Annotated in this window: 13 protein-coding genes and 1 other annotated feature (1 of these 14 only partly in view); of the genes, 6 read left to right on the top strand and 7 right to left on the bottom strand. The window is 38.0% G+C overall.

Going from position 1 to position 14,932, the window contains the following annotated elements:
* Nucleotides 1-66 (bottom strand) — a binding site (T-box leader); it reaches 167 nt to the left of the window's first position.
* Between the two features lie 50 nt (nucleotides 67-116).
* Entirely contained in the window at nucleotides 117-2,330 is a 2,214-nt protein-coding gene (locus IGM09_RS02700; protein ID WP_048947686.1) for an autolysin, read from the bottom strand.
* A 316-nt stretch (nucleotides 2,331-2,646) separates the two neighbouring features.
* Between IGM09_RS02700 and IGM09_RS02695 the strand changes: the two genes are divergently transcribed.
* From IGM09_RS02695 to IGM09_RS02675, 5 genes are all read left to right on the top strand, one after another.
* Nucleotides 2,647-3,306 (top strand): DUF1700 domain-containing protein, encoded by a 660-nt coding sequence (locus IGM09_RS02695; protein ID WP_078126840.1) that lies wholly within the window; start codon nucleotides 2,647-2,649, stop codon nucleotides 3,304-3,306.
* On the top strand, nucleotides 3,306-4,331 hold the full coding sequence (locus IGM09_RS02690; RefSeq protein WP_002366219.1) for a DUF4097 family beta strand repeat-containing protein: 1,026 nt from the start codon (nucleotides 3,306-3,308) through the stop codon (nucleotides 4,329-4,331). The genes IGM09_RS02695 and IGM09_RS02690 overlap by 1 nt, the downstream gene beginning before the upstream one ends.
* 167 nt (nucleotides 4,332-4,498) lie before the next feature.
* Nucleotides 4,499-5,149 (top strand): phosphatase PAP2 family protein, encoded by a 651-nt coding sequence (locus IGM09_RS02685; protein WP_002355669.1) that lies wholly within the window; start codon nucleotides 4,499-4,501, stop codon nucleotides 5,147-5,149.
* Between the two features lie 15 nt (nucleotides 5,150-5,164).
* Nucleotides 5,165-6,133, top strand: coding sequence for a TIGR01212 family radical SAM protein (locus tag IGM09_RS02680; RefSeq protein ID WP_002355668.1), 969 nt, complete (start codon nucleotides 5,165-5,167; stop codon nucleotides 6,131-6,133).
* The gene (locus tag IGM09_RS02675) at nucleotides 6,133-6,696 is read left to right on the top strand and encodes a class I SAM-dependent methyltransferase (RefSeq protein ID WP_002355667.1); all 564 of its coding nucleotides are present in this window, start codon (nucleotides 6,133-6,135) and stop codon (nucleotides 6,694-6,696) included. Before IGM09_RS02680 ends, IGM09_RS02675 begins: the two co-directional genes overlap by 1 nt.
* Before the next feature lie 57 nt (nucleotides 6,697-6,753).
* Here IGM09_RS02675 and IGM09_RS02670 read toward each other — a convergent pair whose 3' ends face one another.
* The 5 genes from IGM09_RS02670 to erfC form a co-directional block, all read right to left on the bottom strand.
* Nucleotides 6,754-7,422: an ABC transporter ATP-binding protein gene (locus tag IGM09_RS02670; RefSeq protein WP_002363221.1), complete on the bottom strand. Its 669-nt coding sequence runs from the start codon at nucleotides 7,420-7,422 to the stop codon at nucleotides 6,754-6,756.
* Between the two features lie 4 nt (nucleotides 7,423-7,426).
* Nucleotides 7,427-8,506 carry an ABC transporter permease gene (locus IGM09_RS02665; protein ID WP_010707811.1) on the bottom strand — a complete coding sequence of 360 codons (1,080 nt, stop codon included), beginning with the start codon at nucleotides 8,504-8,506 and terminating at the stop codon, nucleotides 7,427-7,429.
* Nucleotides 8,507-8,644: 138 nt separating this feature from the next.
* Nucleotides 8,645-9,250, bottom strand: coding sequence for a TetR/AcrR family transcriptional regulator (locus tag IGM09_RS02660; protein WP_002355664.1), 606 nt, complete (start codon nucleotides 9,248-9,250; stop codon nucleotides 8,645-8,647).
* A gap of 409 nt (nucleotides 9,251-9,659) precedes the next feature.
* The gene (erfD, locus tag IGM09_RS02655) at nucleotides 9,660-11,429 is read right to left on the bottom strand and encodes a multidrug ABC transporter ATP-binding protein/permease ErfD (protein WP_002358756.1); all 1,770 of its coding nucleotides are present in this window, start codon (nucleotides 11,427-11,429) and stop codon (nucleotides 9,660-9,662) included.
* A complete protein-coding gene (gene erfC / locus IGM09_RS02650) occupies nucleotides 11,429-13,144 on the bottom strand; it encodes a multidrug ABC transporter ATP-binding protein/permease ErfC (RefSeq protein WP_002355662.1) in 1,716 nt (571 codons plus the stop codon). The genes erfD and erfC overlap by 1 nt, the downstream gene beginning before the upstream one ends.
* Nucleotides 13,145-13,397: 253 nt before the next feature.
* On the opposite strand from erfC, the gene IGM09_RS02645 reads away from it, so the two are divergent.
* Nucleotides 13,398-14,060, top strand: coding sequence for a TetR/AcrR family transcriptional regulator (locus tag IGM09_RS02645; protein WP_033624843.1), 663 nt, complete (start codon nucleotides 13,398-13,400; stop codon nucleotides 14,058-14,060).
* Between the two features lie 80 nt (nucleotides 14,061-14,140).
* On the opposite strand, the gene IGM09_RS02640 is transcribed toward IGM09_RS02645, so the two are convergent.
* Nucleotides 14,141-14,932, bottom strand: a complete 792-nt coding sequence (locus IGM09_RS02640; RefSeq protein ID WP_002355660.1) for an alpha/beta hydrolase — start codon at nucleotides 14,930-14,932, stop codon at nucleotides 14,141-14,143.

Below are 14,932 nucleotides of genomic sequence, written 5' to 3'. Positions count from 1 at the left end.
TATTTCCACCAGCCATACGCTCTCTATCACATGGTTCTTTCTACTATTCCTTCTCATTGTTTTTTTCTATTACAAGACTCATGTTACCAAAGATAGCTATTTTTTTCAATCTTAAATTAACCAACTTTTAAAGTTTGACCAATATAAATTGTATCCCCGCTTAAGCCATTTAATTGTTTGATTTTTTGGATGCTGATTCCGTATTGCATTGATAAGCCCCAAAGTGAATCACCGCTTTTAACTGTATGGCGTTTGCCTGATGCACTATTTGTTGAAGAAGCATTGCCACCTGCAGAAGCGCCTTTTTTCACGATGATTGTTTGACCAGCAAAAATTAAATCGCCTTTGATCCCGTTCCATGAACGTAGATTAGCAACACTCACGCCAAACTGTGCAGAAATTTTATTCAACGTATCGCCTGATTTAATCGTGTAAGATGTTGTCGCACCGCCACCATTATTCGTAGGCTTGTTCGTATTCGTTGAACCTGAGTTAGCGCCTTTTTTCACGATAATCTTTTGACCAGCAAAAATCAAACTACCGCTGATGTTATTCCAGGCTTGTAAGTTAGCCACACTAACACCGAATTGTGCAGAAATTTTGTTCAAGGTATCCCCTGATTTAATCGTGTAGTACGTATTCGTTCCTGATTGATTATTGTTAGAACCACCATTGCTTGAGCCGCCGGTGTTACCTGAAGTACCTTTTTTCACAATAATTTTTTGACCAGCGAAGATTAAATCGCCAGAGATGCCGTTCCATGAACGTAAATTAGCAACGCTCACACCATATTGCGCGGCAATTTTGTTCAAGGTATCGCCTGATTTAATTGTGTAATACGTATTCGTTCCTGATTGATTATTGTTAGAACCACCGCTGCCTGAGCCACCAGTGTTACCTGAAGCACCTTTTTTCACGATGAGCTTTTGACCAACGAAAATTAAATCGCCAGAGATGCCATTCCATGAGCGTAAATTAGCAACGCTCACGCCATATTGCGCGGCAATTTTATTCAAGGTATCCCCTGATTTTACAGTATAGTACGTGTTCGTTCCTGATTGATTATTGTTAGAACCACCGTTGCCTGAGCCACCAGTGTTACCTGAAGCACCTTTTTTCACGATGAGCTTTTGACCAACGAAAATTAAATCGCCAGAGATGCCATTCCATGAGCGTAAATTAGCAACGCTCACACCATATTGCGCGGCAATTTTATTCAAGGTATCTCCTGATTTTACAGTATAGTACGTGTTCGTTCCTGATTGATTGTTCGAGCCGCCTGTTCCTGGATTAACTGTTCCGCCCCCAGTATTTCCACCAGAAGATGGTGTATCATATTGAGTTAAGTTATATGCGGTAATGACATTATTTAATTTAGCATTGTAGCTAGGATCTGTCGCATAACGACCTGTTAACCAAGCAGTTGCATCGCGGTACGAACTTGTATTGCTTTTCCAAGCCCCAGCATAATAGTAAACGCCCGCTTGGAAAGAAGTTGTTTTTAGCACGTGCGCATTATCTTGGAATGATTCCATGTAAGAAGGATATTTACGGAAAGGTTCTTTTTTCACTAACCATTTACCGTTTAAATATTCCCATGTATCCATATAGACAGATTGTCCATTGTAGCTGCCTTTAATCCCAAATAAGTTATAGTTTGGTGCCTTAGATAGCGTACTTGCTCCCCAACCACTTTCAACGATTGCTTGAGCCATCATCACTGATGCATATAAATCATTGGCTTGCGCAATAGGTTGTGCACAACGAGCTAACTCGGCAATAAATTCTGAAGGACTTTGCGTCGGTGATAACGCTGAAAAAGTTTGCGCAGAAGCTACTCTAGCTTCTGGTACTTTTACTTCATCATCGGGTGTAACCGCAGGCGCTGCTTCAGACTCGGTTGCTGAAGGAGCTACTGGCGTAATTTCTGCTACTGAAGAATCAGTCGTTCCTGATTCCACAGGTGTAGTTGAATCAGCTGTTGGTTGCTCGGTACTTGGTGTTGTTGGTGTTTCTTTTGATGATTCAGTTGTCGATTCAGTCGTTGTTGACGAATCCGTTGTCGGTTGTTCCGTAGTTCCTGGCGTAGTTTCTGTTGTTGGTGTCTCTACTAAGCCAGTTTCCGTAGTAGGTGCTTGGGCAACTTCCGCATTTGTTGGCTGCTCTTCTGTTGCCTCAGCAGTCACTGGTAGTAACGCAACGGGCGTTCCTACAGATGAAACAATTAACGCCGAGCTGAATAAAGTAGTGCTCTTCTTCCATTGTACTGGCGTTTTCTTTCTTTGTTGTGCTTTCCTTCTTTCGATACGTGACATTGATTCTTTCTTCATTGATACGTCCCCAACTTTCCTTTTTTAACTTATATGTAAATGTAATTTTTTAGTTTTGTTATTATAACAAGTATACCTTTTTTTCTGGCGAATTAAAAACACTTCAACAAAATTTCATATTACTGTAACTAGATTGTAAAGAAGTAATGTTTTTTAACATGGATTTCCTCTCTTGTTACTACTCGGAAAAAAACTGCGACTTTAGTTGTAGACGCTTCTTTACCTTAGTCTGATTTTTTTAATTCCTCTTGTTATTCGCTCAAAAAGAAATTATAGTTTAAGATGAGAAATGAATCGTGTAGAAAGAGGGAGCGGAATGAATAAAGAACATTTTATTATTGAGCTGAAAATTTATTTAAAAGCATTAAATCCAAAAGATCAAGCTATTATTCTTGCGAAATACAAGGCGTTATTTGATGCTCGTGTTGCGGAAGGCGAAACAGAAGAACAAGTGGCAAAATCATTGGGGAAACCACGGGTTATCGCAGAAGAAATTTTAAAAGAACAAGGCATCGAATTGACGGAACGAAAAATTGAAAATAATGGCTGGCAAGAAATTCCAGCGTCTACACCTGCTTATGATCATCCCTATGAAGAAGAATCTGAATTTTACTATGATAATGATTCTCCATACTATCAACGACCACAGCATCGGCCACTAACCCGATTTTTCCAAGTGCTTGGTATTTTCTGTTTAAATTTTTTCTTCATGTTTTGGGTTATTTTAGGGATTGCCTTAATGTACGTCGGTTGTGGTATTGCCGGAGCTGCAACTTTATTTTCACCAATTTATGGTATTTATAGTGTTATTACCCAAGCAAATGCCGCTTCCTTTTTCCAATTATCTATGAGTCTCTTTTTATTTGGTGCATCAATCATTGGTTGGTTACTGTTTCTACCAATTTTAAAATTTTCAGCACATGTCTTTAAGCGTTATTTCCAATGGAACATTGCTGTTTTACGAGGTGATATCTAATGAAAAAAACAACAGGGATTCTCTTATCCATTGCTGTCTTAGCGATGCTAATTGGTGGATCTGGCGCCGTCTATTATTACAAGCAAGCGGAAAAATCAGTCACACCGCTAAAAGAAAGTTATACACTAAAAAATAAACAAGCAGGCGAAGAACTTCACTTATCCTTAAAAGGCAAAGGCCCTTATACCATTTATAAAACTGATAGTAACAAAATGGGATTACGATCACCGAATAATGCCTTTTATTCAAAAGCTGAAGGCACCTTAGATGTCAAAGAAGAAAAAAATAAAATAACAGCAACCATCAATACCACTCGCACACAAAACCAACCCGAATTGTCATTCTTTAATATTGGTATTTTTAGTGACTTCACACCGAACGTGAGTGTCCAGATTCCTAATAATGTGAAAAAGTTAGTAATTGATGGCTCAACCCATTCACAAGTTTCATTGAATGCTTTTAACGTAGACGAATTAACAACTAATCTACCAAATTCTTATGTTAGTCTATCGGGTGTTAAAGCCAAAAAAATGACGCTTAACTCTTCAGATGGTATCTACCTTTCAGCGGATACTTCCGCTAAAAAAGCAACAGTTGAAACCACTGACGGCGATATAACGTTGGATTCAGCCTATTTCGATGAAATCAAAAATACTACTATTTCTGGTGATATTCGAGTGCAAAATGCTCGTGGAAACATCCAAGCAACAACGACAGATGGCGATATTAGCGTCTATGATTTCAAAGGAGAAGCTAACTTTTCAAGTGAAAATGGTGATTTTTCTTTAGACATGCCTGCTGTGCCTAAAAAATTAACTGTCGCTCTTGTCCATGGAGATATTTATGTAAATTCTGGAGAAATTTTGCGTAACATTTCAATCAAAGGGGAATCAAAATTAGGCGATGTTCAACTTTTAAACAAAGAGCGAACATCTTATAAGAATGGTCGTGCGGATACAGAGTTTAACCTTTCTAGCGAATTCGGCGATATTACCGTTGATACTCCTGATGATGATAATCAATAAACATGGCCATTTAAAAAAGTTCTGGCACCACAATGAGAGATTGTGCTGCCAGAACTTTTTTAATATCTGTATCCCCTCCAAATCAGGCAATGAAATTATCTTTTAATTTTTTACCCTTTTGATGGTATAATACGGATTGTTGCGATTAAATTTTGAAAGGATTTTTTATGAAAAACAAACTTTATTATCAATTTGCAGGTAGTTGTTTTCTTTTAGTATTTATGTTTTTAGGCTACGTTGTTCGTTTTTATCCAACCTGGCTCAAAGGCTTTGATCAAACGATTACTTCCTTTGTTCGTCGTCCTTTTCCACAGCTAAATAACTTTTTTATTTGGTACACCAAATTTGCCAATTCATTGACGATTATCATCTTAGCAATCGTTGTCATTGCTCTGTTTATTGTTTGGAAATATTATGCTGAAGCATTATGGCTCTTTATTAATACTGCCTTAATTGCTGGCGTAGGTAATTCTTTATTAAAATTATTCTTTATGCGCCAACGTCCTACTTTGGAGCATTTAGTAACTGAACATACGTATAGTTTTCCTAGCGGACATGCTGTAGGAAGTACCTTGTTCTACGGCACTATTTTATTGATTCTGCCAATTTTCATTAAAAATAAAACGGTCCGCCTTTGTGTGCAAATTTTACTAGGTATTGGGATTTTCATGATTGGGGTTAGTCGAATCTATTTAGGTGTCCATTTCCCTAGCGATATCTTAGGTGGTTTTTGTCTTGGTTTAGCTTGGTTGTTATTAAGTTACCCTATTTATTTAGAAAAACGCTTTGTTTGGCGATTTCAAAGCAAACAACGCTAGAAAGAAGTCTTGATTATGCAAATTTTTCCTTATTCAGATGATCCAAATAAACGCTATCACACTTGGAACTATGCACTTCGTCAACAGTTTGGTGAAAAGATTTTTAAAGTGCCAATTGATGGTGGCTTTGATTGCCCCAATCGTGATGGGACGGTTGCCAAAGGTGGTTGTACGTTCTGTAGTGTTTCTGGCTCAGGCGACATGATTGTTGCACCTAGCGATCCCCTGCCGCTTCAATTTCAAAAAGAAATCCAATTGATGCATCAAAAATGGCCAACTGTCGATCAATACATTGTTTACTTCCAAAATTTCACCAATACACATGCGCCCGTTGACGTTATTCGTCATCGGTTTGAACAAGTAGTCAATGAAAAAGGTGTCGTTGGTTTATCCATTGGTACCCGTCCTGATTGTTTGCCTGATGAGGTAGTGAACTATTTAGCCGAATTAAATGAACGCTTTTATTTATGGGTAGAGTTGGGTTTGCAAACCACGTTTGAGGAAACTAGCGCTGCCATTAATCGTGCTCATGATTATCAAACATATCTAGATGGTGTGGCTAAATTACGGAAACACGGGATTCGGGTCTGTACACATTTAATTAACGGGCTACCTGGGGAAACACCTGCCATGATGCGCGAAAATGTGCGGCGAACTATTCAGGATTCAGATATCCAAGGGATTAAACTGCACTTACTTCATTTAATGACAAATACCAAAATGATGCGGGATTATAATGAAGGACGCTTACAATTGATGAGCAAAGAAGCCTATGTTTCAGTGATTTGTGATCAGTTAGAAATGATTCCACCCGAAATTGTTATTCATCGCTTGACAGGCGATGCTCCCTTTGAAACAATTATCGGACCGATGTGGAGCTTGAAAAAATGGGAAGTTCTCAATGCGATTGATGCGGAAATGAAACGCCGCAACAGTTATCAAGGAAAATATACTGTCATTTCAGGAAAGGAAGTTTTCAATTAATGCTACAAACAGCCCTACATTTTAGTCACCAACTTTTAAAAGAAGTGGTGGAACCTGGCGACTTCGTCATTGATGCAACAATGGGAAATGGTCATGATACAGCATTCTTAGCAGAGCTGGTTGGCCCTTCTGGTGAAGTTTTCGCCTTTGATATCCAAAAAGAAGCGTTGATCAATACAGAACAAAAGTTAACAGAACTTAATTTACTCCCACAAACTACGTTATTTCCATTAGGACATGAACATCTTCATGCTGTCCTAGATGAAGAAACAGAAATCACTGCCGCTATTTTTAACTTAGGCTATTTACCTAAAAGTAATAAGGAAATTATTACAAAACCCGCTACGACTAAACAGGCGTTAGATGGGTTACTGCCTCATTTGGTAAAAGGAAGTCGCATTATTTTAGTCGTTTATTATGGCCACGAAGGTGGTTCAGAGGAACTTGATTTGGTCACGAATTACACGCAAGCCTTACCACAAGATGTATACAGTGTCTTACGTTATGAGTTTATCAATCAAAAAAATCAGCCACCTGTTCTTTTCTGTATTGAAAAGAAATAAGAGAACATGATCGGATTGTCTCTAGCAATCCGACCATGTTCTCTTTTATTTGTTTTGTTACTCTGTCAATTCACCATCACGAATACGAACCACTCGATCACAGTATTTCAACAAACGCTCATCATGTGTCACCATGATAATTCCTTTATCTTTCTCTTTAGCCTCTTTCGCTAGTAATTGGACAACATCAAACGCCTTTTCTGTATCTAAACTAGCCGTAGGTTCATCTGCCAAAATTACGTCTGGCTCATGATACAATGCACACGCAATGGCTACCCGTTGTCTTTCCCCACCAGAGAGATCACGAGGATAACTATTTCGTAATTCTTTTAACCCCAACGTCTCTAACAATTGCTCTTTTAATTCACTATTTTTACGTGACTTATCAACTTTTTCAATTAAGTGAAATTGATCTTCCACTGTTAAAAATGGCACCAAATTAGAGCTTTGTAAAATAAAGCCGATTTTTTGAAAACGTTGCGCCAAACGTTGCTTTTTCGTTAACTTATTTAGTGATTGCCCGCCAACAATGACTTCACCACTTGTCGGTGCCTGTAAGCCAGCTGCAATCGTTAAAAAGGTACTTTTACCAGAACCAGAAGGACCAATTACTGCGACAAATTCACCTGGCTGAACCGCAAAAGATAATTCTTTTAACGCGATCACTTCTGTATGTTTTTCACCATATTTTTTATAAATATTTTTCATTTCTAAAACATTTGCCATGTCTCTAACCTCCAATCGCGATTAACGGATCAATTTTAGCAATCGTTCGAATTGAAAATGCCCCGCCAATTAATGCAGATAAAATCAATAGTACACTAAACAAAATCATGCGTGGTCCATTAGTTGCATAAGGCATCGCTTCTGGTAAAAAGAGCACGGTAATTCCCGTTAAAGCAAGACCAATCGCCACTCCTAGAACAGCCAATAAAGCGGTTTGTAGCATGACTGCCTTTGCTAAGAAACTAGTCGGCACCCCTTGAACTTTTAAGACACCGAACATTGCTGTTTTCTGTAAAGTCATCACAAAGATAAAAATACCGATAATGAACGCTGCAATCACAATCAAGAAATAAATCATGCCATCCAAGGTCAAGTTTTGAGCGCTGTATCCTGGCAGTTTTTCAATAAAATCTGAAATTGAAAGAACTTGGCTGTCTTTATTAGTCGTTTTAACTTCCGCGTTGTCCTTGCTGCGAACAATGAAACCATTAACCATTTTGGCCATTGCTGGATTGTCACCATATTTAATTGACCGCCAAGTATCCAGAGAAGTGTAAATAACCGGCACAATGTTATAGCTACTTTTAGAAATAAAGCCGGCAATTTCTAATTGCTCATCATATTTCCCTGCAGTTAATTTGTCGCCAATTTTAAATCCTTGATTTTTCAATGTTTCTGAAGCAATCACTTGATTTTTATCAGTAAATGCGTTTCCTTCAATCACTTTTGGCATTAAAAAACTTTCTTTTTCAATCCCAAATAAGCTAACATTCGTTAATTCAGCCTTTTTGTCATCTGCTGGGCGGATAGCTAACGACTGTTGACCAATCGGTGCAATTTTGCCTCCTGAAATCGTTTCTTTCACGTTTTCATCTAACACTGATACATTTAAATTACTATTGGCCTCTTTTGATAAAACCACTTGATTCGCTTGCCATTGATCTACCGCTAAACGATTTCCTTGAGCTAAACCGTTCGCTAAACCTGACAAAATAAAAATTAACCAAGCAATCAAGACCATTACTAAGACTACAAGGACGTACCGTCCTTTTGAATACTTCATTTCATTAAATCCTAAAAACATGAATGGTTCACCTCTTTCTTCTTTTCGAAATAAACTATATCACTTATCAATCGATAAATCAATAATTATTTATCGATTGATAAGTGAATTTTACAAAAAAATAGAGAAGTCTGTTTTTCAACAGGGCTTCTCTATTTTTTATTTGTGACTTTTCAAAACGCCATGTAGCATAAATTGAATAAATTTTTTGACATCGTCATCCACTGTTTTTCGCTGGTACGTTTTTTCAATACTTAATAATGCACTAACGTTATATAAAATAAACCGAGTTGCATCATCTACACTGATGCCCTCTTGTAAGCAATTGGTTTCAGGTTCACTTTCAAAAATAGCCGCAATATTATTGATATAGGTTTTTTTGAAAATTTGATACAGCGTACGATTGTAATCAGGGCCCATTTCTTGAAACATGTCGTTCAACATTAAGAAAAGATTGGTCGGATGTTCATCTAACAAAACTTTGATTAATTGATAAAGTTTTTCTTCTACTGATGCATTTCCAGAAACAATTGGGACTAATTCTTCCTGAACACGGGACGTTAATTCTTCAATCACAGCTAAATACAGTTCTTTTTTATTTTTAAAATGGTGATAGAGATTCGGTTGGGTAATGTTCGCTTTTAAAGCAATTTCACGAGTGGAGGTATTTTTGAACCCCTTTGTCATGAATAATTCAGAAGCGACAGACAAAATAATTTGCCGTGTACGTTCTAAATCAGCTTTGCGTTTATTTGGCTTTTCCATGGTTTTCTCGCCCCCTGCTGCTTTTTATTTTAGCATATTCTCCGGCAAGAAACGAGAGACCTTTATACAAAAAACGAAAAATATACAATCAATGTGCCTGCTATTTGGAGAAGAATCGCGCAATAATACCACCGCTGCAAATGTGTCAACCAGCCTTTTTCGCCCCCAAGATAAATCAACCACTGCATTCCAGATAAAAAACTATTAGCCAACAACCAAAAAAGTAGTGCCGATTTTATCCATCGATTCTCTCTGAATACACTCAGTACAAATAAAGTATTTAGCACCAAAAACGTGCGCCGTAATTGCCGTACATTCCTCATTTTTTCCATTGACATTTCTCCTTTTTCTATTTAGCATAGCAAAAAAAGAAGCAAATGAGAATGACTCATTTTGCTTCTTTTTCAACTTATTCAAAAACAAATTGATTTTTATAAAGTTCCGCATAGAATCCATCTTGTTCAACTAGTTCATGGTGGTTGCCTTCTTCAATGACTTCACCGTCTCGTAAAACAATAATCCGATCCGCATTTAGAATCGTTTTCAAACGATGGGCAATCACAAAACTGGTGCGCCCTTTAATTGCTTCGTCCATCGCTTTTTGGATTTTAGCTTCTGTTACTGTATCAACATTACTTGTTGCTTCATCCAAAATTAATAATTCTGGATTGGTAATAATCGTTCGTGCAATACTTACTAATTGCTTTTGCCCCGTACTGAAAAGGTTATTCTCTTCCGTAATCTCAGTATCGTAGCCTTGCTCAAGATTTACAATAAATTCATGGATATTCGCTTGTTTCGCTGCTTGAACAATTTCTTCATCCGTGGCCTCTGGCTTACCAAAAGCAATATTCTCACGAATTGTTCCTGAAAATAGAACGGACTCTTGCAAAACAATGCCTACATGTGAACGCAAGCTATCTAAATCCATTTCACGAATGTCCACACCATCAAACGTCACGGCGCCTTCATTCACATCATAAAAGCGATTCATTAAATTCATAATCGTTGTTTTTCCTGAGCCTGTCGGTCCGACTAAAGCGACCATTTCACCTTTATCCACATGAATAGAAACATCTTTCAACACAGGCGTTTCTGGATTATAGCCAAAAACAACATGATTTAAAGCCACAGCTTTGTTAATCTCTTCTAATTTTTCGCCATTTTCGGGACGAATTTCATCTGGTTCATCAAACATCTCATTTAAACGACGAGCGCCTGTAACAGCTAATTGAATCATGCTATAACCTGAAGAAATTTGCATTAATGGTTGATAATATTGTTGAGAATATTGGACAAACATAACGACTAAACCTAACGCAGCGGCACGATCAACAGAGCCATTGATTGCTAACCAACCACCAAAGAAAATAACAATTGCCGTATTGACTAATGACATTCCTTGCATCATTGGGAAAAGTAATCCTGAATACACTTGACCTTTATACGTAGCTGCACGGACTTTTTCATTTTGCTCTAAAAAGCCGTCAATGGTTTCTTCTTGTAAGCCATTAGTGATGATCACACGTTGCCCACTAATTTTTTCATCCATATAGCCATTTAATTTACCCACTTCATCTTGCTGTAAATCGACATATTTGCGCGCCTTGCTAATCACAAAGACCGCAATTAAAATCGCAATCGGCGTAGAAGCAATTGTGGCCCATGCCAGTTCCACATTTTGACGGAACATCATGATTAAGACACCAACCAATAAGGCAATATTGGTTAATACTTGTAGCAACGCTTGGTTTAAACTGTTTTGGATGTTGTCTAAGTCACTAGTAAAACGACTTAAAATTTCACCATCTTGATGAGAATCAAAGAAACGAATCGTCAATTTTTCTAATTTATTAAACAAACCAATCCGCATGCGGTTTGTCGATTTTCCCACGACTTGTGTAAAGAGAATACTATAAATGAAACTAGCGGCACTAGTTAAGACATAAAAAATGAGCAGTTTCCAAATGACAGAAACGAACGCACTTTTATCGTCTTTTCCTTGCATCACATTAACCGCATATTTCGCTAATTCCTGAATAGCTTCCCCAACGAATTGCGGCGCTTTGACTTGTAAATAAGTCGCTGCGAAAATTGCTAAGAAAATAAAGAGGAAAGAAACTTTGTAACGTTTTAAATAATGATAGAAAAATTTACTAGCTTTTATTAAATCAGTCATTAAGCTTCCTCCTTTCCTTTTTGAGTTTCATAAATTTCTTGATACACGGGGTTCGTAGCTGCTAATTCTTCATGCGTGCCTTCCCCGACTAAACGTCCATTATCCAATACTAAAATACGATCTGCATGGACAACAGAAGAAATTTTTTGGGCAATAACGATCGTGGTAGTCTCTTTTAACTCTTTATCCAACGCTTCTCGGACTAACCGCTCCGAACGAGCATCCAACGCGCTGGTGCTATCATCTAAAATCAAAATTTTAGGTTCACCAATCACACCTCTAGTAATTGATAACCGTTGTTTTTGTCCACCAGAAAAGTTATTACTTCGTTCTTCGACGGGTGCATCATAACCTTCAGCCAATTTTTCAATAAATTCCTTGGCTTGGGCGATGCCTGAAGCCCGTTCCATGTCCGCTTCAGAAGCGTCACGTTTACCATGGCGTAGATTTTGCGCAATCGTTCCAGAGAACAGGATTGCTTTTTGCAACACAAAGGAAACTGTTTTTCGTAAACTGTGTTCGTTCACTTCTCGTAAATCGACACCACCAACTTCAATCTTTCCTTCTGTCGGATCAAACAAACGTGGAATTAATTGTGCCAACGTAGATTTACCAGCACCAGTTGCGCCCACAATCCCAATCATTTCACCTGGCTGAATAGAGAAAGAGATGTCTTTCAAGGTATCTTCTTCATCCCCAGGATAACGGAAAGATACGTGATCAAACTCAACACTACCAATTAACTCTTGTTCTGGGACTTTTTTGTAGGTAACATCTGGTTCTGTTTCCATCACTTCTTTAATCCGCTTAATGGAAACAGCGGCACGAGAAGTCATCATCATCATCATTCCGCCGATAATAATCGCCATCATGATTTGCATTAAATAGTTCATAAAGGAAGCGACACCACCGATTAAAGTTGGATCATCCTTGACTAAGTTACTCACAAAGAAAATCGAGCCTACAACGGCTAAGTTCGCCACCAACATAAACGCTGGAATCATCACAGCAAATAAGCTACCTACGATTAAGTTATGGGTGGTTAATTCTTCACTCACTTTTGTAAAACGTGACAATTGATTTTTTTCTTGAACAAATGATTTGACGACACGAATGCCTAACAAATTTTCTTTTGCAATACCATTAATCTTATCAATCAAGTTTTGAATAATCATGAAATGCTTGCCCATTTGCGAAAAGGACAGCATAGAAATCAAAATAACTGCGATGACAAGTGCAACAATCACCCACCATAGTTGTGGCAAGGTTAGCATCGCTAAAATAAAACTCCCGATAAATAAAAAAGGAATTCTAAAAAGTGTCTGCAACGCAATCATAATGACATTTTGAATTTGAGTAACGTCATTTGTTAAACGAACAACTAAGTTACCTGCTGAAAATTTTTCGATATTGCCAAATGAAAAGGTTTGGATTTTGCGGAAAGTTGCTTCACGAATGTCAGCACTGACACCTTGGGCAACTTTGGCAGAAAAAATTGTATTAATAACCCCTGCAACGAGTCCTAATCCTGCAATGGCAATTAATTGAATCCCTAAGTTTTTCATTTTGTCGCTATCGTCATTCATAATTGCTTCCAACACTTGTTGTAACAATTTTGGTTGCCAAAGTGCTGAGACAACCATTACGATCACCGCCAACAAGGCAATAACTACCGAGCCTTTGTATTTTTTGGCGTGTTGAATAATAAGGTCCATCTTATCCCTACTTTCTTAAAATAGTTCCCTGCTTCTTCAGTGTTGGTCTGCGAATTCTTCCCCATTACAAAAAAATCAATTTGCTCATTGACTTCACCAATTTAACACTGTAAAATAAGGCCGATTCATAATTTACCATTTTTAGTGGTAAAATACAAGCGAACAAGTTAATTTTTCACAAGTTTTTCCTATCATAAAGTGTACCTTCTTTTTGATAAACTTACGAAGATAACGTTTAATAGGAGCTAAAATCATGGAACCGAAATTATCAAAAGACACGATTATTGCAGCCGCATTTTCTTTGTTAGAAAAAAGTCCTACTTTAGAACAACTTTCTATGCGTAAAGTCGCCAAACAGCTTGGTGTACAGGCGCCTGCAATTTATTGGTATTTTAAAAATAAGCAAGCCTTACTTCAAAGTATGGCTGAAGCGATTGAAGAGCACTTTCAAGAACCTGTATTATGTGGTGAATGGTATTCTGACTTACTGGCCTTCATGGAAAACTATTATGATCTCTATCAACAATTTCCCTGTGCCGTAGCCATCGAAATCCAAACCGTTCCTGCCTATCCCCAACGATTACGCCATTTGAATCAAATGATGGGCATTTTAAGAGAAGCAGGTTTTTCACCAGAAATGACTCATTTAGCAGTAACGTCTTTACAACATCTTTTGTTTGGGATGATTATGGACGCAACGGAGGAAAAACAGCTCGTTTCGCAAGTGTTGAACGGAGATGACTATTTAAAAGAACAAGTGCTGCACATGAAACAATATGTCTCTGACAATGAGTTAACATACATGGAAGAAAGCATTCAATTTCGGCGCTCCATCCACCAAAAATCCGCCTTTATTCAAGCCGTTAAAACCTACTTAGATGGGTTGCAAGCAGACAACACATCTTCATCTAAATAAAAAAAGCCCTTGGTCCGTCAGTCATTTCGACTGACGGACCAAGGGTTAACTTTTAAAATAAATATTGAAAACTACTTTCTCTATTTTGGTATTGGTAGCCAAGCCAAGGCTTTTTGAATCCATTCATCCCAGAACACCCAGTCATGTTCTCCTGGTCCAGTTTCAAAAGTGTAACTTGCCTGTGCCTGTTCCAACGCTTGAGCCATCTGTTGATTAGCAGAAAGTAACATATCTTGCTCCCCACAACAAAGGTAAAATTGGGGCATTTCTGTTTGGCTTTCTACTAATTGTTGTAGTAAATACAGCGGATCGTGAATAGAACCTTCAATTTGATCTAACGGGCCAAAAATACCTTCCCAATAGCTTCGCTTACGGACTTTTAATAATTCCCCAAAACTAGTGGATGATAAACTGACTGCCCCAGACAAAGAAGCAACGGCTGCAAAAGATTCTGGTTTCGCTAATCCTAATTTCAAGGCGCCATAACCACCCATTGACAAACCAGCGGCAAAGGTTTTTTCTCGTTTTGTACTTAACTGTGGAAAGAGTTGATGACAAATTTTCGGTAATTCTTCTGAGATAAACGTCCAATAGTTCATATCGTATTGCGTGTCCGTATACCAAGCTAAATCCGTGGACGGCATAATGACAGCAATCCCCAAATCAGCGACATACCGCTCAATAGAGGTTCTGCGAGCCCAGACGCTGTGATTCCCTCCCATCCCATGTAATAAATACAACACGGGAATATCTGTCAATGCTGCTTGGGTACTTGTGCCCACTTTTTTTACCGTTTCTTGTGGTAAAATTACGTTCACATTCACTTCCATTTCCAATACATTTGAATAAATATTTGCTTGTAAAAAGGCCAT

The sequence above is a fragment of the Enterococcus sp. DIV0167 genome (assembly GCF_050541555.1).
Lineage (GTDB): Bacteria > Bacillota > Bacilli > Lactobacillales > Enterococcaceae > Enterococcus > Enterococcus faecalis.
This window is presented reverse-complemented; position numbering and strand designations above follow the sequence as displayed.